Origin of the sequence: Paraburkholderia fungorum, assembly GCF_046027215.1 — a bacterium.
GTDB lineage: Bacteria > Pseudomonadota > Gammaproteobacteria > Burkholderiales > Burkholderiaceae > Paraburkholderia > Paraburkholderia fungorum_D.
Window position 1 is genome coordinate 4,317,159 of record NZ_JAQQEN010000001.1, and the last position, 18,518, is coordinate 4,335,676.

Here is an 18,518-nt window from a genome sequence, read left to right on the forward strand (position 1 = left end):
CGGTGTCGCGCCCCGTTTCCAGCAAGCAAGCCAGTGAGATCGAGATGAGCACGAAAGTTTTTGTCGACGGACAGGAAGGCACGACCGGCCTGAAGATTTTCGAATACCTGTCGCAACGCGCCGACGTGGAGATCCTGCGTATCGAAGAAGCGAAGCGCAAAGACCTCGAAGAGCGCCGTCGTCTCATCAACGCATCGGACGTCACGTTCCTGTGCCTGCCCGATGTCGCGTCGCGCGAATCGGCCTCGCTGGTGGCGAACGACCACACCGTGCTGATCGACGCCAGCACCGCGTTCCGCACGTCTGCTGATTGGGCCTACGGTCTGCCCGAACTGGCCCGCTCGCAGCGCGAGCGTCTGCGCACCGCGAAACGCATCGCCGTGCCGGGCTGCCACGCGTCGGCCTTCGTGCTGGCCATGCGTCCGCTGGTCGAAGCAGGCGTCGTGGCGCCGGAATTCGCCGCGCATGCTTATTCGATTACTGGCTACAGCGGCGGCGGCAAAAAAATGATCGCCGACTACGAAGCAGGCGGTAACGACGCGCTCAAGAGCCCGCGTCCGTACGCACTCGGCCTCACACACAAGCATCTGCCGGAAATGGCCGCGCACACGGGCCTGAAGTCGGCGCCAGTGTTCACGCCGATCGTCGGCGATTTCTACAAGGGCCTTGCTGTCACCACGTTCTTCTCGCCGAACCAGTTGGCCAAGAAAGCTACGCCGCACGACGTGCAGGCGCTGTTCGCCGAATACTACGCGGGCGAAGCCTTCGTACGCGTCGCGCCATTCGATGCGGAAGCGAACCTCGACGGCGGCTTCTTCGACGTGCAGGCGAACAACGACACCAACCGTGTCGATCTGTTCGTGTTCGGCAACGAAGAACGCTTCGTCACCGTCGCGCGACTGGACAACCTGGGTAAGGGCGCATCGGGCGCGGCAATCCAGTGCATGAACCTTGCGATCGGCGCTGCTGAAGAGAGTGGCTTGAAACGCTAACAACGTCGTAATGCAGGCGGCAATTCGCCGTCAAGCTACCGAAAGGCCGGTTTGCAAAAAACCGGCCTTTTTTTCTAAAACAAATCTTTCAAAATCCTCTTTCCCAAGCTTAGTTGCATTAGTCCGCATTACTTAATAAATCAAAATCGGACCATTAATCAATTGCCGGTAATTCATTCCTAAAATCCATCCACACTGCATAATTTTCCGCCTAGGGAAATTCCGGATTTTTTAGCGAACGGTCGTTCGAAGATCATAGAGCCATTTTGCCGTAACGCTTGTCTGGAAAGCGTGTGCGGCGAAGCAACGGCGTCGCTGCACACTCCAAAATTCCTTTTTTGTTTAAAAGGGTCGCTAGCGTCCACCGGACACGCGTCCGGCATAAATTGCGCTGTTTGAATCAGTCTTTTTAGACGGCTCCTTCAATTGACAGGCATTAATCGCGCGGCGAAATTACTTCGCACAATTACATGAAGGGAGACAGCAGCATGTCGCACGCCATTACGCGAGCCCTGGCGATGGCCATTGCCACAGCCCCATTCCTGATCGCTTGCGGCGGCGGTAAAGCCGATAATCCAGGCGCGATCAATTCGCCGCAATGCTCGGGTTCCAGTTGTGGCGTGCAGGGACCGCCGGCCAGCAGCGCGAGCGCCACCGCGCTGTGCCCCGCTACCGCCGACATCGCCAAGACGACCTTTCTCGGTGGCGCGGGGAGTGGCGAGGTCGTGCAACTGAATATCGATGCGACGGCGATGACTTACACCCTCAAGTGGATCAAGTCGCCGATTCCCTTGACCAACGCCGACGTCACGATCACCCGCGAAGGCACGACGATCACCGGCGCGGTCATCCACCCGCCGACCGGCGCGCTGCCGACCGCCGAGCAGACGCGTTGCGCGTTCATCCTCGGCAAGGGCACCGGCACCGCGGCGGCCAATGGCACGGCCTACACCACGCCCGACTTCGTCAACAATCCCAACCCACCGACGATCCTCGTTGGCCTTGGCGTGGCCGGTGGCGGCATTCCGGGCGCGGATGTGGAATACGACGGGCTGACGATTGTGCCTGGCGTACCGTTGCTCTCGAACATCGGCGCCGTTGCGCAGCGGCATTTCGATTTCTATCCATTCCTCGGCTTTGCCAGCACGACAACGGACATCACCAGGTTGCCGGGTACCTATAACGGGCTGCTCTACCATCTCGTGCCGTCGGGCTCCTATGCGGCAACGGCGACCAATACGGTTGAGACCTTCGACGCGAGCGGCAACTGCACCGGCTCGAATCCGGCCAACGCAGCGTTCCATCCCAGTGCAAGCGGCTGCCTGACGACCGGCACCGCGTGGACGTCCAACAGCAGTGGCTACTTCGACAGTCAGAACGCGCCGCAAATCGGTACGCAACTGACGCTGCCGACTGGGCGCAGCGGCTCCGTGGCTCAGGCACACATGATTCTCGGCCAGGTCAATGGCGCGACCGTTCCGCTTGTCATCCGCACAGGCTACGTGAATCTCGGCACGCTCCCGGCGCACCTCGACGCCCAGGTCGACGACGAATCCGGCATCGCAATGCTCGCGGCAGCCACACCGCTCGCGTCAGGCGGCTTCGACGGCGGCTATGTCGGCGCGGACTCCAACTTCAGATCGACCGCCGCGTTGATCCAGGGCGGCGTCGGCACCTTCATCAACCCGTCGACTTCGGCCGCGGAAGACGGCTTCGGTCTGGGCTATGGCCTGTCAAGTCCCGGACTGGTGGGTGTCCAGCAAGCGAATGGCCAAAGCGGCTTCGCGATTGCTTCCGGCGGCCTGTATGCCATCGAGATTCAGGGCGCGGTCAACGGTGGCGTGGCGCCAACGTCGCAACTCAGCAGCACAGCCTCCAGCGCCCCGTACTTCGGCATCGGAGCACAGATCAGCAAATGACGGGCAAGGCAAAGACAGTTCGCACTGCGAGACATAAATAGAGCAAAAGGTGGCCGGACTGGGAGCCGGCCACACACAACGAGAAAATTCTGGAGGCAGTATGAAATGGAGATTCCTTTCGGTGCTCGCTCTTGCTGCACCGTTGCTGGGGGCGTGCGGCGGTGGTAGCGGCGGCGATGGACCGGTGACCGAAGTGCGTCTGTGTCCCGCGTCGCTCGACTACAACACGGTGTTCACGGGCGGTGGCGGCGACGGCGAGCTGGTCAAGCTGCAACTCGATACGACCAAATTGACCTGGCAGGTCAACTACATCGAATCGCCGATCCCGGCGACCACGGGCACCGTCGTGCCGACGCGCGCCGGCCAGACTGCCAGCGGCACGCTGACCCAGGAAACCCTGCTGCCGACCCAGAAGCTCAATCAGTGCGCCTACCGTCTGAACGGTGCGAGTCTCGACCCGAATCGTCCTGCGCGGATTTTCGTTGGCGAAGGTGTGGCGGGCGGCACGATTCCGGGCGCGGAGATTTCGTTCGGTGGGATTCTCGGCGTGGGCGCGGTGCCCGATACCAAATTCCCGTACTACCCGTTCATCGGCTTCTCGTCGATTGAAACGAACCTCGCGAACGTGGCCGGCATCTACAACCAACTCGGCTATCACCAGATCCCGTCGCAAAACTTCGCGCCGGTCGTGGTCGATTCGAAGATCACGATCAACGCGGACGGCACATGGAGCGAGTGCGACAACGCCGGTGTGGACGCGGGCAAGTGCCAGCAGGCCGGCACGAACTTCGCGCAGTCCGCCGACGGCAGCGGCGCGTTTCAGACCAACAACTTCCAGGGCCAGGCCAAGCCGACGCTCGCGACCACCCCCGAAGCCCGCGGCTACATGATCGTCGGCAAGCTGCGTAACCAGCTGGTGCCGATTCTGGTTCGGGCGGGCGCGGCGAACTCGTCGGTGACCGCGCCGCAAAACGGCGCGCTCGGACCGTACGCAGATGATGAATCGGGCATCTCGATTCTGGCGCCGCAAAGCGCGACCACGGTGAACGCGCAGAACGGCGAGTACATCGGCGTGGATAGCCAGTTCGACTACCGCACCACCGCGCTGGAAGGCACGCAGGCAACGCTGCTCGACCCGTTCAATGCCTCGCAGGCATCGCTTGCGACCGCGCTGGATCTGAACTTCACGCAAGCCGTGCCGGGTGTTGTGACGACGACGCAAGTGGGCGCAGCGACGGGCACCACGCCGACCGGAAAGATGATCTTCACGGGTGGAGTGTTCGGCTACCTCGATCTGACTAACGCGGCCTCGCCGTACTTCACGATCGGCGCTTTCGTCCAGTAGCAGGCGAAGCACGCGCCGCCGCAAATACGCAATGTGGTGTTCGCATCCCGGCTGCCGGGAACGGCAGTGACACAGAGCAGTCGGGCAGCTAACCCGCAGCCGCTTGCCGCGCGCAATGGGGACGGCCGGCGCCTCAGGAGGAATAACATGAAAAAAATCTATCTCGCGATACTGGCTGCTTGCCTGTCCGCCAGCGCGCACGCCCAGCATGCGGGCGACGATGTCGCTGTACTCGGCTGGTTCCACGTCATGCCGCAGGATTCGAGCACGCCGCTCACCACCCATGTCGCGCCAACGCCGATCAACACGCCGCTGCGCTTGCCGAGTTCGTTCACCTCGGCGGGGACGGGTTTGTCGACCACTAAAGCCGACACCACCGGCCTCGTGTTCAGCCATTACCTCACCGATCACATTGCGGTGACGACGGTAGCGGGCGTGCCGCCCGTCTTCAAGATCTACGGGCACGGCACCATCAAGCCGCCGGGACCGGCAGGCGCGCTCGGTCAGCAGGATCTCGGCGACCCACAGTCCAATCCGATCGTGAAAAGCGTGCGGCAGTGGAGCCCGGCGCTGCTGTTCCAGTACTACTTCAACGCGCCGACGGCAAAGCTTCGGCCGTTCCTCGGCATCGGCGTGTCGTACAACTGGTTCTCCGATATTCAGCTGAGCCCGAATTTCGTGACGTCGACGCAAAACAACCTCGGCGCGGTGCTGGCGGCGGGCGCCGGCAAGCCGGGGCAGACGCAGGTGTCGGCGAAGGCTTCGTCGTCATGGGCGCCGGTGTTCAATGCGGGTCTGATGTACAACATCACCGAGCACTGGGGTCTGGTGGCGTCGGTCACGTACATCCCCTTGAAAACGACCTCGTCGGTCATCATCAAGGCGGCGGACGGCACGGAACTGGGTGTGTCCAAGGCCGACCTGAGCGCGGATCCGATCATTTCGTTCCTGGCCGTTTCATACAAATTCTGAGTTGGCCACAACGGCACAGACGATACGCAACAAAGCCGGCGGCCCTGCGCAGGGGCCCGCCGGTTTTGTCGTTTCTGAGGAATGCTGGAAATTCGGGGCAAAAAAAAGCCCGCCTAAGTGGGCGGGCTGAATCCATATCAGAGGAGACATGGAGGAGACAAGAAGAACTATAGCAAATGGCTTGGTGCGTCGCAACATGCAAATTAGGGTAGACCCTCGGCGTTGCTCTCATACAACACATTGCCGATCAAAACCTGCACGGCCGACCCGCGCCTAATGGCGCACAAGCGCCATCATCGCGCCAAAACCAACGAAGACACCGCCCGTCAGACGATTGAACATCTTTGCGACGCTGCGGCTCTTCAGCCTGGCGCCAATCCGCGTGCCGAACCCGGCGTACACCAGATACCAGCTCACTTCGATCACGGCGAACGTGGCGACAAGCACGCCGAACTGCGGCAACTTCGGTTGCCCGGCGTCGATGAATTGCGGCAGCAGCGCGGCGGCAAACAGAATGGCCTTCGGATTGCTGCCGGCCACCAGAAAGCCGTTGCGAAACAGCGCAACACGCGAGCGCGCGGGCTTTGCGGTCAGATCGTCGACTCCACCGGCAGCGGCTTCGTCAGCGGGTGCGCGCCATGCCTTGATGCCCAGATAGACGAGATAGGCCGCGCCAATCAGGCGCAGCGCGTTGAACATGGCCGGCCAGGCTTCCAGAAACACGCCAAGGCCGGCTGCGGAGACCGCCAGCATCAACACGAGGGCAGACAGGCAGCCGGCCATGGTCGCGCTGGAACGGCGCAGGCCGTGCTGGGCGCCATGGGTCATCACCAGCAGCATGTTCGGACCGGGAATCGCGGAAACGACGAAAACAGTGGCGACGAACAGCCACCAGGTATGCAGGCTCATTTGGATCGAAACAGGAAAAGAGGTCGGGCCGCTATTATGCCCGCGCACGAGAACCATAGCGCCAGCGCGGGCTCTGACCGGCCGGAATGCCGCCACGTCTCCGAAAGGCGGGCGCGGCCAGAGTTCGCGCCCGGGCGCTTTCATGCGGCGCCGGGACGCGGACGCAGCTTAGCGCCCTGCCCGCCGGCTCGCCACCTGGCCCAGCACGGCGAAGTCCTTCTCGCCGTCGCCGTGCGCTACCGCTTCCAGCAAGCTGTCGCGCACCACACTTGCGATCGGCAACGGCGTCGTCACCGCGTCGGCGGCAGCGAGGGCCAGACGCACGTCTTTCAGGCCGAGACGCGCCTTGAACAGCGCCGGCTCGTAGCGCTGCTCCGCGATCATCTTGCCGTAGCCTTGATAGACCGGTCCCGGGAACGGTCCGCTCGTGATCACATCCAGAAAATCCTGCATCGCAACGCCGTGGCCGGTGACCAGCGTGGCCGCCTCGCCGAGCGTCTCGACCGCCGCAGCCAGCATGAAGTTCGCCGCGAGCTTCATCACGTTGGCCTGCTGCGGCAGCGAACCGATACGCCACGTTTTCTGGCCGATGGCATCGAAAACCGGTTGCACGCGGTCGATTGCCTCGGCCGGACCACCCGCTACGATCGTCAGCTTGCCCGCCGCCGCGACGTCCGGGCGCCCGAGTACCGGTGCCGCCACATAGTCGACGCCACGCGACGCGTGCGCCGTGGCGAGTTCCTCGGCCAGCGCGACCGAGATCGTCGCCATGTTGACGTGAATCAGCCCGCGCGCAGCGTGTTCCAGCAGCGACGCGGTGATGACTTCACGCAGCGCGGCGTCGTCGGCGAGCATCGAGAACACCGCGTCACCCGCAAACGCTTCGGCCGGCGTCGCCACCATCCGCGCGCCCGCTTCCACGAGCGGTTGCACGCGTTCCGGCGAGCGGTTCCACACGCGCACCTGGTGCCCAGCTTTCAAAATGTTTGCAACCATCGCGGCGCCCATCTCGCCGAGACCGATAAAACCGATGTCCATCTGTCGCTCCGTCTTCTAAAGAACTTGAAGTAAAGCACAGCCATGCGACACCTGCAGGACAGCGCGCATCAAAACACGGTGCGATACTGGTGCGATGGGCACCGCGACATTCCGCTTCTACGAGGAGCTGAACGATTTTCTCGCCCGGCCGCTGCGCCGGCGCACGTTCAGTTGTGCCTGTGCGCGCGGCGCCACGGTGAAACATATGATCGAGGCACTCGGCGTGCCGCACACTGAAGTCGAGTTGATTCTGGTGAATGGCGAATCAGTCGGTTTCAATCACCTGTTAGCGGACGGCGACCGCGTCGCTGTTTATCCGAAGTTTGAAGCGCTCGACATCCAGCCGCTACTGCGCGTACGCGAGCGGCCGCTGCGTGTCGTACGCTTTATCGCCGACGCGCATCTCGGCGGCCTTGCCCCGCTGCTGCGGCTCGCCGGCTTTGACACCCTCTATGACAACCACTATCCGGACGCCGATATCGAGGCGCTCGCCGCGGAAGAACAGCGCATCGTTCTGACGCGTGATCGCGAGTTGCTGAAACGCCGCACCATCACCCATGGCTGCTACGTGCGCACCTTACGACCCCGTGAGCAGTTGCGCGAAGTGTTTGAACGGCTCGATCTGGCCGGCAGCGCCCGGCCCTTTCGCCTGTGCCTGATGTGCAACGCGCCGCTGCGGCGGATCGCCAAGGAAGAAGTCGGCGCTCGCGCGCCTGACGGCGTGCTGGAGCGGCATAGCCAGTTCGTGACCTGCGACGTGTGCCGGCGCGTGTTCTGGGAAGGCACGCACTGGCAAAGAATGCGCGCGCTGATGGACAGCGTGGCCGGCGACTCGCCTGAGCGCCACCAGCACGGCGCGTGAGCCGCGCATCAAGGTGTCGCCGGGGGCACGCCAGGCGCCGCTCGCGCGACGCGTACAATGCGGGATTACTTATCTGGCAGAGGCCTTCCGTATGGCGATGAAAAAAACCGACCTTGAAAAGAACAAGGCACTCAAGCTGAACAACGCAATGAAACTGTCGACCGCCGACCGCTTCGGCAAAGCCGCCGCTGCCGAGCCGAAACTCGATCGCCGCGAACAGCGCAAACTCGATCAGGCGCAGGGTCTGGTTGCCTTTGCCTGCAAGCTGAATGGCGAACTGGTCACCGAACTGAAAGATCGTGCCGCCACGCACCCGGATGGCATGACCGGGCTGCTGAACGAGGTGATCAAGCGCGGTCTGGCTGCCTAAGCGCCGAGCGGCGTGCCATGGCGAAACCGTGGCCGCACTCCGGTGGCAGAAACCGCCGATCCAATACAAAAAGGCCAGTGCATAGGCACTGGCCTTTTTGTTGGCGACGCCGCAGCGGAACCGCCCAGCACTGGCCGACTAGCGGCATGCAGAGGCGAATCCGCGAGGCTCGCCCAACGAACCGAGCCGTAGCTTAGTTCTGCGTGCCCTTGTCGTTCGTACCAGCTGCCGAAGCTGCCGACGAAACGCCAGCGCGCTTGCCGTGGGTCTTCAGCTTCTTGGGTTGATGCTTCTTCGGCGTGCTTGCTGCTGCGGCCGGCGCTGCTGCGTCCGATGCCTGTGCGAAAGCTTGAACGGACACCAGCGCGATCGATGCTGCTGCGAGCGAGACGATTACTTTTTTCATGTGTTGTTCCCCAAACCTGGACGACTGAGTCAGTGTGAATGAAATAGCTGCACGGGTGAAGCAGACAGCGCGCGAGACGCCTTCCCGCTCCCCGCGGGAGAGTATTACGCAGTGTAGGCGGTTTGTCATGCCCAAAACTCGATATGTATTTTCCGGGAGACAGCTGGCTTTCGCGGCGCTTTCACTCGTTAAGCACGCCATATCAGGGCGAATACCTAGAGTGCCGAGAAAGAGCTGGAACGTGCGTGGAAAGCCTATCTGTTCGACAATGCCCACGCCGGCGACAAGACGCGCGGCCACCCATAAGCCTCAAGCAAATTTTTAGAAGAACAGCCTTTGAAATCCGACACCCGCCAACACCTGCGCGCCAATCTGCTCATGCTGATCGCGGCAATCATCTGGGGCTCCGCATTCGTCGCGCAACGTCTGAGTCTCGATGCGATTGGACCGTTTCTGTTTACCGGACTGCGCTTCCTGCTAGGCGCGCTCGTCGTGTTGACGATGATCGTCTGCGTGCGGCGCGCTGCGCTCGCCGAACTCACGAAGCGAGCCCCCGGCGGTGCGCGGGAGTTGCTCGGCGCCGGCGTGCTGCTCGGCGTTGTGCTGTCCGTGTCGATTTCGTTGCAGCAGATCGGCCTGCAATACACCAAGGTTGCCAACGCCGGTTTCATCAGCTCGCTATATGTGGTGATCGTGCCGCTGCTGGGCGTGCTGTTTCGTCATCGAACCGGATTCGGCACATGGCTTGGCGCGACGCTCGCCGCGGTCGGTATGTATTTTCTGAGCGTGAATGAACACTTTTCGATGCTCTACGGCGACTGGTATCAACTCGCCGGCGCACTGGTCATTTCCGTACAGATGATGCTGGTTGGCCGCTTTGCATTGCGGCACGATCCACTCATGCTCGCGCTCGTACAGTTCGTGACCTGCGGGCTTGCGTGTCTGCTCATCGGCCTCGCGATCGAGCCCGTGAGTCTCGCGGTGATCGCACGCGCCGCACCGACAATCCTGTACGGCGGTGCGCTTTCAGTCGGTATCGCGTACACGATTCAGGTGGTCGCGCAGAAGCACGCGGCGCCGTCGCACGCCGCGGTGATCTTCAGCATGGAAGGTGTGTTCGCCGCGTTCGCGGGATGGCTTGTGCTCGGCGAAACGCTATCGGCGCGCGCGCTGTTCGGATGCGCGCTGATGATGACGGGCTTGATCGTGTGTCAGGTGATGCCGGTGTGGCGACGCGGAAGCGAACGCTTGCCCAACGCGTCATGAGGGCGGTGCGGGCGGCCCGGCACGGCCGCCCCGCTATGCAGCGCGTGGGTAGCTAAACTGCCTGGAGCTATCCGCGGTGGGTGGAAACACGCACCAGCAACCGTCGTCGTGTCGAAAGAAAAACAGGCCGCGCGAGCCTGCTTCCGGCGAGGTTTCGACGCGCACATAACGCCGGCCGCCCGCCCGTGTGCGGCTGAATTCGGTAACGTGAACCGAAACCGAAGGCCCCGGTGCCAGCCACTTCTCCACCAGAAAACGCAGCGATTGTTCGCTCGTGGCTCTCATGATCCGCTCCGGGCCGGTTTGCCGCGGTTGGCCTCGCGTGAGGCATCGGCATTCTGGTCGTTTTCGTCGCTGTCGGCCGATGCGTCGTGTTCGGTGGACGCGAGGGAGATGGCCCGATTCGTCGCGGCTGCCCGCAGCGTACTGCAATGGGTCGCGTGCCGGATATCGGAGAGAAGTCGGACTAGCTGTCGTGCTGTTCTGCGTTTCATTACACACCCCCGCACTGCACCAATAACTTCAGAAAACACTTTAACTTTATGCCTGGATCGGGTGTTGCCGAAATGGTTTTGACTAAATAGCAACAGTTGCGCTTGCAAAAAGAGATACGCAATCTTTATACCGTCCGCCCTTAATGTGCGCGTCCAGGTGCGCCGCGGTCTGTACGCTGGCGAGCGCATGGTGTTGATGCAAGGTGGTTGCGGCGATATAGGAAAGACGGCCGGCGAGGCAAGTTATCCACAATTGCCTATGAATAACTTCGGGATAGCGCAGCGGACACCCTGTGTGCGAAATCTTGATAAACCAGGCCGCGCAGCAGGCGCAGTCAAAGTTATCCCAGCTTTGTAGTTTTTCTACAGACGTGTTCCGCACGGTTATGGATTTCGCACGGCCTTGACGCGACGAGGAATTTGCCACTTATCCACAGAGTGGGTTAACCCTTGTTAACTATTACTACATATATATACGTATGAAGTAAAAGACATAGGATAAGTGCCGCGTCGTGAACGGATTAAAGGCTGGTCAGGCGTCGATCAGCCTGAAACCCGATGCATCGAAGGGCAATACATTCACGGCACTGCGACGGCTCCGCTTGCAGGTTGAACCGCGGTGGCCTGGTCGAGCGCAGGCGGCACCGCAGGAAGCTGCGCTGGAACGGGGACTTCCACCGGCACCGGCACCGGCAACAGGCGAGTCTCAATACTGCTGTTCACCACCGGCTGGGTACGCACCACCGTCTGCAGATAATGATCGACGAGGCTGAAGAATCGATCGTAAAACTTACCCGATGGAATGGTTTCACTTGAAATCTTGACCATCGCGTCGCTGTTCGAGCGGATCGGCAGCGACAGCGAGCCCAGCACGCTCAACCCGACGCTCGCCGACGTATCGCTTTTCTTCAGCGCAAAACCGTTCTGCACGGCGTTGACGTAGACAATGCTCGTACTACTCGCCTCTTCCCCCGGCGTGCACACGACGTGAAACTCCACGACGACATGCGAATCCCCTGTTGGCTGGAAATTTTTCGTCCCGTCGACTGTATCGGTGCGCGTCATCGTCGTCAGATAGCCTTGACTCAGCAAAGCGCGGCGCGCGGCTTCGCAGGTATCGGTGGTGCTCGAGTTGAAATTGCGCGCGTAAGGGCTTGCGCCGGTTTCGAACAATTCCTGCTGGAATTTCGGCTGCGGTGCGCTGCTGCAAGCGGCCAGCGTCAGCAGGCCGAGCAGGGAAGCGGCGGTGGCTTTGGAAAACGACATGAACATGATCGATCGGAGGGGGCGCTGCATGGACTCGAATGGGAATGCATTGTAGAGCGGTTGTCGAGTGTGCGTAAAAAGCACGCAACGGCACGCCCCGAGCGGCCTTACGTGAGATGACGATCGGTTACAGCGGCATCTGCCGTTGCAACGAAACAGGTGAAGGGAAAGACAGCAGGCGTCTATTTCGACGTGGCCGGCAAACCGTTCGACGGCGTCGGCGCCCTGCTCGCTCCGGCGGTAGTGCTTGCCGGAATCGTAAAGGCGTCGGCCCAGTTGTCTTGCGCCGCGCAACGGTCGGCGGAGCGAGCGTCACAGGTACCGGCTTGCGCATCCGGACGCGACGCGGCGTCTTCCGGCCCGGCGACGCCGGCGAAGTCTTCGACGCGCAGGCTCACCTTCTGCGCGTACGCCTGCGAGCCGCCGTAACTCTTGAGCGCCGCGTTCATGTCGCCGTTGGCCGAACGCATATAGCCGTACAGAATCGCCGAGCCCACTTCGATGTTGGCAGTCGGCTCCGTGAGGTCCTTGACGTTCCTCAGAAGCCCGCGGTGGGCACCCGGCACCACCTGCATCAACCCGGTTGCGCCGTTGGCGCCCTTGGCCTTTTCCTTGAAGCGGGATTCGATGGAGATGATCGCCAGCAGCAGTGCCGGCGGCAGTGAATATTTCGAAGCAGCGGATTGCACAGCGTCCGAAATCTTCTGAGCCTTTTCCTTCGCCAGACCGAACTTTTGCGTCAGATACGCGGACATGCGGTCATTGTTTTCGTCGGCCGTTGCGGTCTGCATCAGGCCGAGCGAAAGCACGATCAGGCAAAGTAACCGGCTCATAACGGTGGACGGGAAGGAAGGAAAAGGATCCACACATTATAGCTCTGCCCCTTAAAGGGGCTTCCAATCGACCAGAATTCGTCTGATGAAATGAGGCCAACCAGAAATTTTGCGAGCCTCACTTCGAGCGTCTGGGACTCAGCACGTAGCCGTCGTTCAACGTGGTGAGGAACGCGGCAAAAAACATCGTCGATATCTTTCTCCGACCATGAAGCGTGAACCCGCACCACTTGCCACCTCACCTTACTGCGACTTCGATTCAATGATCGGGACGGTGGAGAATCCGTTGCGGGTGGCACCCTATCTGCTCGGCGACAGCGTGTCGGCGGCCGGGATTTGAGACAATGAAGACCGCCGGTGAATGTTTTCCCGGGACAACCGGGTGACGCCCTGCCTCTCGAGCAAGCGGCGGCCCATCGAACATGAGATGTTTTCAGGTATGAGCAAGACCGCGTTTATTCCCAGCGTCCCTGCTACGTCAGAGGACGATTTTGAAGTATCGGCGAGCTCGAAGCTGGCTGGCTACCGGCGCTTTTTCGGCGTCCTGAAAGTGGTCAGAACCACGGATGGCCGCGTGCTGTTCCCGTTCGACGGTGCACCGGAACTCGGCCCGTACCCGACCAAACTCGAAGCGATCGCCGCAGCGCAAGTGTATGGCGAACACATCGTCACCAGCGACCTGGCGCGTCCGGAACTGTAGATGCCGGAGCGTGGCTAGTTTTTCGTTAATCACTATCGGTGTCACCTAAGGGTGTCACCCAGACCGCGGAGTAACGAATGACCAGTCTGCGCAAAATCGGCTCGTCGGCCGCAATCGGATGGGGCGCGGCTGTGCTGGTGGCCGCTTTCTGTCCGCCCGGCTTTGCCCAGAACGCGGATGCCGATGCGGGACAGAGAGCGCTCGGACAGGCTGAAGTGGTGCACGCCCAGGTCAGCGTCGTCGCGATCGACGCCGTGACCAACAGCGTCACGCTGCGTGGCCCGCGCGGCAATCTGGCCGATGTCGATGTCGATCCCGCCGTGGCCGATGTCAGCAAACTGCGGGTGGGTGACAGGCTGAACGTGGCGTATCAGCAGGCGCTGCTGCTTCGCGTCGACAAAATGGCGACAAAGGGTGTCCGCGAGCGCATTGATACGACAACGACGATACCTGCCTCGGGCGGATATGCGTCATCGGCACATAGAATTGAGGTCGTCGCGACAGTGGTGAAAATCGATCGCAAGACCCGGATGGTGACGCTGCGCGGAGCAAAGCACCGGCAGGTGCTGCGGGCCGCGAGTGGGATCCCGCTCAACGATCTCAAGGTTGGGGACAGCGTGCGGGCGCAGTTTATTGCAGCGGTTGCGGTGCAGTTGGTGCGGGCGGCACGATAAGGCGGGGTTGCGTTCGTACCCGATCAGGGTACGAAGCATAGCGCGGGGCCGAAAAAAAACGGCCACCAACAGGTGACCGTTTTTTTTGCGTGACGCTGCTAGCAAAATCCGCCTCGCGCCCTCATTCCACTGTCACGGATTTCGCCAGGTTTCTCGGCTTATCCACGTCCGTGCCCCGCGCACAAGCCGTGTGATACGCCAGCAATTGCAGCGGCACAACGTGCAGGATCGGTGACAGCAACCCGTAGTGCTCCGGCATCCGGATCACGTGCAGGCCTTCGTCGTTGACGATCTTCGTATCCGCATCCGCGAACACATAAAGCTGACCGCCGCGCGCCCGCACTTCCTGGATATTCGACTTCAGCTTTTCCAGCAACGCGTCGTTCGGCGCGACGGTAACAACCGGCATCGCTTCGGTCACCAGCGCCAGCGGCCCGTGCTTCAACTCGCCGGCCGGATAGGCTTCCGCGTGAATATAGGAAATTTCCTTGAGCTTGAGCGCGCCCTCGAGTGCAATCGGATAGTGCAACCCACGCCCGAGGAACAGCGCGTTTTCCTTGCGCGAAAACTCTTCCGACCACGCGATGATCTGCGGCTCCAGCGCCAGCACGCTATTCAACGCCGCCGGCAAGTGGCGCAGCAGCTTCACGTATTCGGCCTCCTGCTCCTTGCTGACATGCCCGCGCAGTTTGGCAAGCGTCAAGGCCAGCACGAACAGGGCAACCAGTTGCGTGGTAAACGCCTTGGTCGACGCCACACCGATCTCGCGGCCGGCGTGCGTGAGGAACGACAGTTCCGTTTGACGCACCATCGCGCTCGTGCCGACATTGCAGATGGCCAGCGTATGTTTGTGCCCGAGCGACTGCGCATGCTTGAGCGCCGCCAGCGTGTCGGCCGTCTCGCCGGACTGCGAGATCACCACCACCAGCGACTTCGGATTGGGCACCGACTCGCGGTAGCGATACTCGCTCGCGATCTCCACCTGGGTGGGGATCTTCGCGACGGATTCGAGCCAGTACTTTGCGGTCAGCCCCGAGTAGTAGCTTGTGCCGCACGCCAGAATCAACAGGCTGTCGATGTCCGCGAACGCTTTGTCCGCGTTCTCGCCGAAGATCGACGCGTCGAATGAATCGGATTGCGGAATCGTGTCGGTGATCGCGCGCGGCTGCTCGAAGATTTCCTTCTGCATGAAGTGACGATACGGACCGAGTTCGACCGCGCCGCCATAGGCCGCGACCTGGCGGATATCGCGCTGCGCTTCGTAGCCGTCGCGATCGGCGATACGCACGCCGTCGAGCGACAGTTCACACACGTCGCCTTCTTCCAGGAAGATGAAGCGTTCCGTGCTGCCGGCGAGCGCCAGCGCGTCCGAAGCAAGGAAGTTTTCACCATCGCCGAGCCCCACCACCAGCGGCGAGCCTTGCCGTGCGCCGACCACCGTGTGAGGCTGGTCCTTATGCAGTACGGCGATCGCGTACGCACCATGCAATTGCGCGACGGCCTCGCGCACCGCGGCGAACAGGTCGCCGCGATAGATGCTGTGAATCAGGTGAGCGATAACCTCTGTATCCGTTTGCGAAACGAACACATAACCCTTACCCCGCAGCATTTCACGCAGAGTCTCGTAGTTTTCGATGATGCCGTTGTGTACCAACGCGAGCGCGTCTTGCGAGAAGATCGGGTGCGCGTTGTCCGTGACCGGCGCGCCGTGCGTGGCCCAGCGCGTATGCGCGATGCCCGTGATGCCCTCGAGGTGACCCTCGCGCACCTGCTCGTCGAGATCCGCGACGCGCGCGACGCTGCGTGCGCGGCGCGGTCCATCTTCTCCGAGAACGGCGACGCCGCACGAATCGTAGCCACGATACTCGAGGCGACGCAGTCCTTCGATCAGGACGGGGACGATATTACGTTGCGCAACCGCGCCGACAATGCCGCACATAGCTCAATTCCTTTTAAGCGCTGGGTTATCAAGGAGCGCGCCTTACGCGCGCGTCGTGCCCATCAACTTTTCTTTTTGACCGGGCGCACATAGCCCGCCTTGCTTGTTTGAATCTTGTCGTTCAGAACCAGCATGTCTTCCGCGACGTCCTTCCAGACTGTCGTGCCCGCCGCAATCGTCACGCCGCGCTTCACGTGCACCGGCGCGACCAGTTGCGTATCGGAACCGACAAACACGTCATCTTCGATGATAGTGCGGAATTTATTCGCGCCGTCGTAGTTGCAGGTGATGGTCCCCGCGCCAATGTTCACTCGCGCACCAATGTCCGCGTCACCTATATACGTGAGGTGATTTGCCTTCGAGCCGTGACCGAGCACCGCGTTCTTCACTTCGACGAAGTTGCCCACATGTGATTCGTCGTGCAGCGTCGCGCCGGGACGCAACCGCGCGTATGGGCCGAGCACGGCGTTCGCACCGACTTCGGCGCCTTCGATATGCGTGAAGGCATCGACGCGGGTGCCCGCGCCGATGGTCGCATTGCGGATCACGCAGTTCGGCCCGATCGTCACGTTGTCGGCCAGTGTCACGCGGCCTTCGAATACGCAATTCACGTCAATCGATACATCGCGGCCGCATTCGAGCGTGCCGCGCACGTCCAGACGCGCCGGGTCGGCCAGCGTGACGCCCGCAACCAGCAGTTCATCGGCTACGTTGCCTTGATGGATCCGCTCGAGTTCGGCGAGTTGCTGTTTGCTGTTCACGCCGAGCGTTTCCCATTCTTCGTCCGGCTGCGTGGTAACGACTTCGAGGCCGGCTTCGATCGCCATCTCCACCGCGTCGGTCAGGTAGAACTCACCTTGCGCGTTGTCGTTCTTCAGCGCGGCGAGCCAGCCGCCGAGTCGCTCGGTCGGCGCGACGATGATGCCCGTATTGATCTCGGCGATCTTCAACTGCTCAGCGGTCGCGTCTTTCTGTTCGACGATTCGCGATACCTTGCCGTGCTGATCCCGCACGATGCGGCCATAGCCGCTGGGGTCGTTGAGCGTGACGGTAAGGACGCCGTAGCCGCCCTGCCCCGCACGGTCGGCCAACGCTTGCAGGGTGCTCGCGCGCGTCAACGGTACATCGCCGTACAACACGAGCGTGGGCGCGGATGGATCGAGCAACGGCAATGCCTGCTGTACAGCGTGGCCGGTGCCGAGCTGTTGCTCCTGCACGGCGAACTGGACATCCGGCGCCGCTACAGCTTTGCGCACCGCTTCGGCGCCGTGGCCGATTACCACGACGAGATGCGTGGGCTTGAGCGTGCGAGCTGTGTCGATGACATGAGCGAGGAGCGGCTGGCCAGCCAGGGGATGGAGCACCTTGGGAAGCGCGGACCGCATGCGCTTGCCGGTGCCTGCCGCCAAAATCACAATGTTCATGGCGTCGGCAATTAGACGAGTTGGAGGCGCCAATTCTAACATGCGGGTTATGACACCAAGGCCGCCCGCACGGCCTGATAACAGGCCAGAATGCGCGGAATCGCACGGATTCCGCACATTTCAGCTGTTCATCAAAGATCGTCGAACTGGACGATCGAAATAGGCTTCGACGCGCCAGGCATCGCGCCATCGCCAATGTCGGTCGAACACGGCTCTTCGTCGAAAGCGATGTCACCTTGTGAATCGGCCTCGCCCGTTGCACGCAAACCCGCGAACGGGAACAGTTTGTGATCCATCAAATGCGACGGCACGATGTTCGACAAGGCGTTGAACATGTTCTCCACACGGCCCGGGAAGCGCTTTTCCCAGTCGCGGATCAGCGCCTTCATCTCCGCGCGTTTCAGGTTAGGTTGGCTACCGCACAGATTGCACGGAATGATCGGAAACTCGCGCAGCTCTGCGTATTTTTCCAGATCGGTTTCCTTCACGTAAGCGAGCGGCCGGATCACGATGTTCTTGCCGTCGTCCGATTGCAGCTTGGGCGGCATGCCCTTCAGCTTGCCGCCATAGAACAGATTGAGCAGCAGCGTTTGCAGGATGTCGTCACGATGATGGCCGAGCGCGATCTTGGTCGCGCCGAGCTCGCCCGCGACGCGGTACAGAATGCCGCGACGCAGCCGCGAACACAGCGAGCAGGTAGTCTTGCCTTCCGGCACCAGCCGCTTGACGATGCTGTAGGTATCCTGATTCTCGATGTGAAACGGAATGTCGAGCTGCTTCAGGTACTCGGGCAGCACATGCTCCGGGAAGCCCGGCTGCTTCTGGTCGAGATTCACCGCGACGATCTCGAAATTGATCGGCGCGCGTTCGCGCAGCCGCATCAGGATTTCGAGCATCGCGTAGCTGTCCTTGCCACCCGACAGGCAGACCATCACCTTGTCGCCGTCCTCGATCATGTTGAAGTCGCCGATCGCCTCGCCAACCTGGCGCGCCAGCCGCTTGAACAGTTTGTTGTTCTCGTAGGCTTCTTTCTGCTCACGGCGCGTGAGCGGTGCTTTGGTCGGCGCGGCCGGGGTTGCGGGGTCGTTCAGGATTTCCTGAGCATTCAT

At 61.6% G+C, this 18,518-nt stretch carries 19 protein-coding genes; 10 read left to right on the top strand and 9 right to left on the bottom strand.

The window, feature by feature from the left end:
* Positions 1–44: 44 nt before the first annotated feature.
* From argC to PQR27_RS19445, 4 genes are all read left to right on the top strand, one after another.
* Positions 45–992, top strand: coding sequence for an N-acetyl-gamma-glutamyl-phosphate reductase (argC, locus tag PQR27_RS19430; RefSeq protein ID WP_408525127.1), 948 nt, complete (start codon positions 45–47; stop codon positions 990–992).
* Between the two features lie 488 nt (positions 993–1,480).
* Positions 1,481–2,911, top strand: coding sequence for a DUF2957 domain-containing protein (locus PQR27_RS19435; RefSeq protein ID WP_408525128.1), 1,431 nt, complete (start codon positions 1,481–1,483; stop codon positions 2,909–2,911).
* A gap of 100 nt (positions 2,912–3,011) precedes the next feature.
* Positions 3,012–4,256, top strand: coding sequence for a DUF2957 domain-containing protein (locus PQR27_RS19440; protein ID WP_408525129.1), 1,245 nt, complete (start codon positions 3,012–3,014; stop codon positions 4,254–4,256).
* Positions 4,257–4,403: 147 nt separating this feature from the next.
* Positions 4,404–5,228 (top strand): OmpW/AlkL family protein, encoded by an 825-nt coding sequence (locus PQR27_RS19445; protein WP_408525130.1) that lies wholly within the window; start codon positions 4,404–4,406, stop codon positions 5,226–5,228.
* A 273-nt stretch (positions 5,229–5,501) separates the two neighbouring features.
* Here PQR27_RS19445 and PQR27_RS19450 read toward each other — a convergent pair whose 3' ends face one another.
* Entirely contained in the window at positions 5,502–6,137 is a 636-nt protein-coding gene (locus tag PQR27_RS19450; protein WP_408525131.1) for a LysE family translocator, read from the bottom strand.
* 168 nt (positions 6,138–6,305) lie between these two features.
* Positions 6,306–7,175: an NAD(P)-dependent oxidoreductase gene (locus PQR27_RS19455; RefSeq protein ID WP_408525132.1), complete on the bottom strand. Its 870-nt coding sequence runs from the start codon at positions 7,173–7,175 to the stop codon at positions 6,306–6,308.
* Positions 7,176–7,269: 94 nt separating this feature from the next.
* Between PQR27_RS19455 and PQR27_RS19460 the strand changes: the two genes are divergently transcribed.
* Together PQR27_RS19460 and PQR27_RS19465 are read left to right on the top strand one after the other, a co-directional pair.
* Positions 7,270–8,037 (top strand): Mut7-C RNAse domain-containing protein, encoded by a 768-nt coding sequence (locus tag PQR27_RS19460; protein ID WP_408525133.1) that lies wholly within the window; start codon positions 7,270–7,272, stop codon positions 8,035–8,037.
* A gap of 91 nt (positions 8,038–8,128) precedes the next feature.
* A complete protein-coding gene (locus PQR27_RS19465; RefSeq protein WP_408525134.1) occupies positions 8,129–8,407 on the top strand; it encodes a hypothetical protein in 279 nt (92 codons plus the stop codon).
* Positions 8,408–8,600: 193 nt separating this feature from the next.
* On the opposite strand, the gene PQR27_RS19470 is transcribed toward PQR27_RS19465, so the two are convergent.
* Positions 8,601–8,813 (bottom strand): hypothetical protein, encoded by a 213-nt coding sequence (locus tag PQR27_RS19470; RefSeq protein WP_408525135.1) that lies wholly within the window; start codon positions 8,811–8,813, stop codon positions 8,601–8,603.
* 336 nt (positions 8,814–9,149) lie between these two features.
* Here PQR27_RS19470 and PQR27_RS19475 point away from each other — a divergent pair, with 336 nt between their 5' ends.
* Positions 9,150–10,079, top strand: coding sequence for a DMT family transporter (locus PQR27_RS19475; RefSeq protein WP_408525136.1), 930 nt, complete (start codon positions 9,150–9,152; stop codon positions 10,077–10,079).
* 33 nt (positions 10,080–10,112) lie between these two features.
* Here the strand turns inward: PQR27_RS19475 and PQR27_RS19480 are convergent, their stop codons facing one another.
* From PQR27_RS19480 to PQR27_RS19490, 3 genes are all read right to left on the bottom strand, one after another.
* Entirely contained in the window at positions 10,113–10,364 is a 252-nt protein-coding gene (locus tag PQR27_RS19480; protein ID WP_408525137.1) for a hypothetical protein, read from the bottom strand.
* 788 nt (positions 10,365–11,152) lie between these two features.
* On the bottom strand, positions 11,153–11,845 hold the full coding sequence (locus PQR27_RS19485) for a DUF2242 domain-containing protein (RefSeq protein ID WP_408525522.1): 693 nt from the start codon (positions 11,843–11,845) through the stop codon (positions 11,153–11,155).
* A 176-nt stretch (positions 11,846–12,021) separates the two neighbouring features.
* Complete coding sequence (locus PQR27_RS19490; protein WP_408525138.1) at positions 12,022–12,672, bottom strand: lytic transglycosylase domain-containing protein; 651 nt, start codon at positions 12,670–12,672, stop codon at positions 12,022–12,024.
* Between the two features lie 208 nt (positions 12,673–12,880).
* Between PQR27_RS19490 and PQR27_RS19495 the strand changes: the two genes are divergently transcribed.
* The 3 genes from PQR27_RS19495 to PQR27_RS19505 all read left to right on the top strand — a co-directional run bounded on the left by PQR27_RS19495 (position 12,881) and on the right by PQR27_RS19505 (position 14,046).
* Entirely contained in the window at positions 12,881–13,012 is a 132-nt protein-coding gene (locus PQR27_RS19495; protein ID WP_408525139.1) for a hypothetical protein, read from the top strand.
* Positions 13,013–13,111: 99 nt separating this feature from the next.
* Positions 13,112–13,372: a DUF6723 family protein gene (locus PQR27_RS19500; protein ID WP_408525140.1), complete on the top strand. Its 261-nt coding sequence runs from the start codon at positions 13,112–13,114 to the stop codon at positions 13,370–13,372.
* Positions 13,373–13,449: 77 nt separating this feature from the next.
* Complete coding sequence (locus PQR27_RS19505; protein ID WP_408525141.1) at positions 13,450–14,046, top strand: hypothetical protein; 597 nt, start codon at positions 13,450–13,452, stop codon at positions 14,044–14,046.
* Between the two features lie 121 nt (positions 14,047–14,167).
* On the opposite strand, the gene glmS is transcribed toward PQR27_RS19505, so the two are convergent.
* From glmS to ttcA, 3 genes are all read right to left on the bottom strand, one after another.
* On the bottom strand, positions 14,168–15,985 hold the full coding sequence (gene glmS / locus PQR27_RS19510; protein WP_408525142.1) for a glutamine--fructose-6-phosphate transaminase (isomerizing): 1,818 nt from the start codon (positions 15,983–15,985) through the stop codon (positions 14,168–14,170).
* Positions 15,986–16,047: 62 nt separating this feature from the next.
* On the bottom strand, positions 16,048–17,409 hold the full coding sequence (glmU, locus tag PQR27_RS19515) for a bifunctional UDP-N-acetylglucosamine diphosphorylase/glucosamine-1-phosphate N-acetyltransferase GlmU (protein WP_408525143.1): 1,362 nt from the start codon (positions 17,407–17,409) through the stop codon (positions 16,048–16,050).
* 131 nt (positions 17,410–17,540) lie between these two features.
* Entirely contained in the window at positions 17,541–18,518 is a 978-nt protein-coding gene (gene ttcA, locus PQR27_RS19520; protein ID WP_408525144.1) for a tRNA 2-thiocytidine(32) synthetase TtcA, read from the bottom strand.

What these genes read in the sequence shown, in the direction of transcription:
- argC (WP_408525127.1), top strand. Translation starts at nt 45, where the DNA reads ATGAGCACGAAAGTTTTTGTCGACGGACAGGAAGGCACGACCGGCCTG.
- PQR27_RS19435 (WP_408525128.1), top strand. Translation starts at nt 1,481, where the DNA reads ATGTCGCACGCCATTACGCGAGCCCTGGCGATGGCCATTGCCACAGCC.
- PQR27_RS19440 (WP_408525129.1), top strand. Translation starts at nt 3,012, where the DNA reads ATGAAATGGAGATTCCTTTCGGTGCTCGCTCTTGCTGCACCGTTGCTG.
- PQR27_RS19445 (WP_408525130.1), top strand. Translation starts at nt 4,404, where the DNA reads ATGAAAAAAATCTATCTCGCGATACTGGCTGCTTGCCTGTCCGCCAGC.
- PQR27_RS19450 (WP_408525131.1), bottom strand. Translation starts at nt 6,137, where the DNA reads ATGAGCCTGCATACCTGGTGGCTGTTCGTCGCCACTGTTTTCGTCGTT.
- PQR27_RS19455 (WP_408525132.1), bottom strand. Translation starts at nt 7,175, where the DNA reads ATGGACATCGGTTTTATCGGTCTCGGCGAGATGGGCGCCGCGATGGTT.
- PQR27_RS19460 (WP_408525133.1), top strand. Translation starts at nt 7,270, where the DNA reads ATGGGCACCGCGACATTCCGCTTCTACGAGGAGCTGAACGATTTTCTC.
- PQR27_RS19465 (WP_408525134.1), top strand. Translation starts at nt 8,129, where the DNA reads ATGGCGATGAAAAAAACCGACCTTGAAAAGAACAAGGCACTCAAGCTG.
- PQR27_RS19470 (WP_408525135.1), bottom strand. Translation starts at nt 8,813, where the DNA reads ATGAAAAAAGTAATCGTCTCGCTCGCAGCAGCATCGATCGCGCTGGTG.
- PQR27_RS19480 (WP_408525137.1), bottom strand. Translation starts at nt 10,364, where the DNA reads ATGAGAGCCACGAGCGAACAATCGCTGCGTTTTCTGGTGGAGAAGTGG.
- PQR27_RS19485 (WP_408525522.1), bottom strand. Translation starts at nt 11,845, where the DNA reads ATGTTCATGTCGTTTTCCAAAGCCACCGCCGCTTCCCTGCTCGGCCTG.
- PQR27_RS19490 (WP_408525138.1), bottom strand. Translation starts at nt 12,672, where the DNA reads ATGAGCCGGTTACTTTGCCTGATCGTGCTTTCGCTCGGCCTGATGCAG.
- PQR27_RS19495 (WP_408525139.1), top strand. Translation starts at nt 12,881, where the DNA reads ATGAAGCGTGAACCCGCACCACTTGCCACCTCACCTTACTGCGACTTC.
- PQR27_RS19500 (WP_408525140.1), top strand. Translation starts at nt 13,112, where the DNA reads ATGAGCAAGACCGCGTTTATTCCCAGCGTCCCTGCTACGTCAGAGGAC.
- PQR27_RS19505 (WP_408525141.1), top strand. Translation starts at nt 13,450, where the DNA reads ATGACCAGTCTGCGCAAAATCGGCTCGTCGGCCGCAATCGGATGGGGC.
- glmS (WP_408525142.1), bottom strand. Translation starts at nt 15,985, where the DNA reads ATGTGCGGCATTGTCGGCGCGGTTGCGCAACGTAATATCGTCCCCGTC.
- glmU (WP_408525143.1), bottom strand. Translation starts at nt 17,409, where the DNA reads ATGAACATTGTGATTTTGGCGGCAGGCACCGGCAAGCGCATGCGGTCC.
- ttcA (WP_408525144.1), bottom strand. Translation starts at nt 18,518, where the DNA reads ATGAATGCTCAGGAAATCCTGAACGACCCCGCAACCCCGGCCGCGCCG.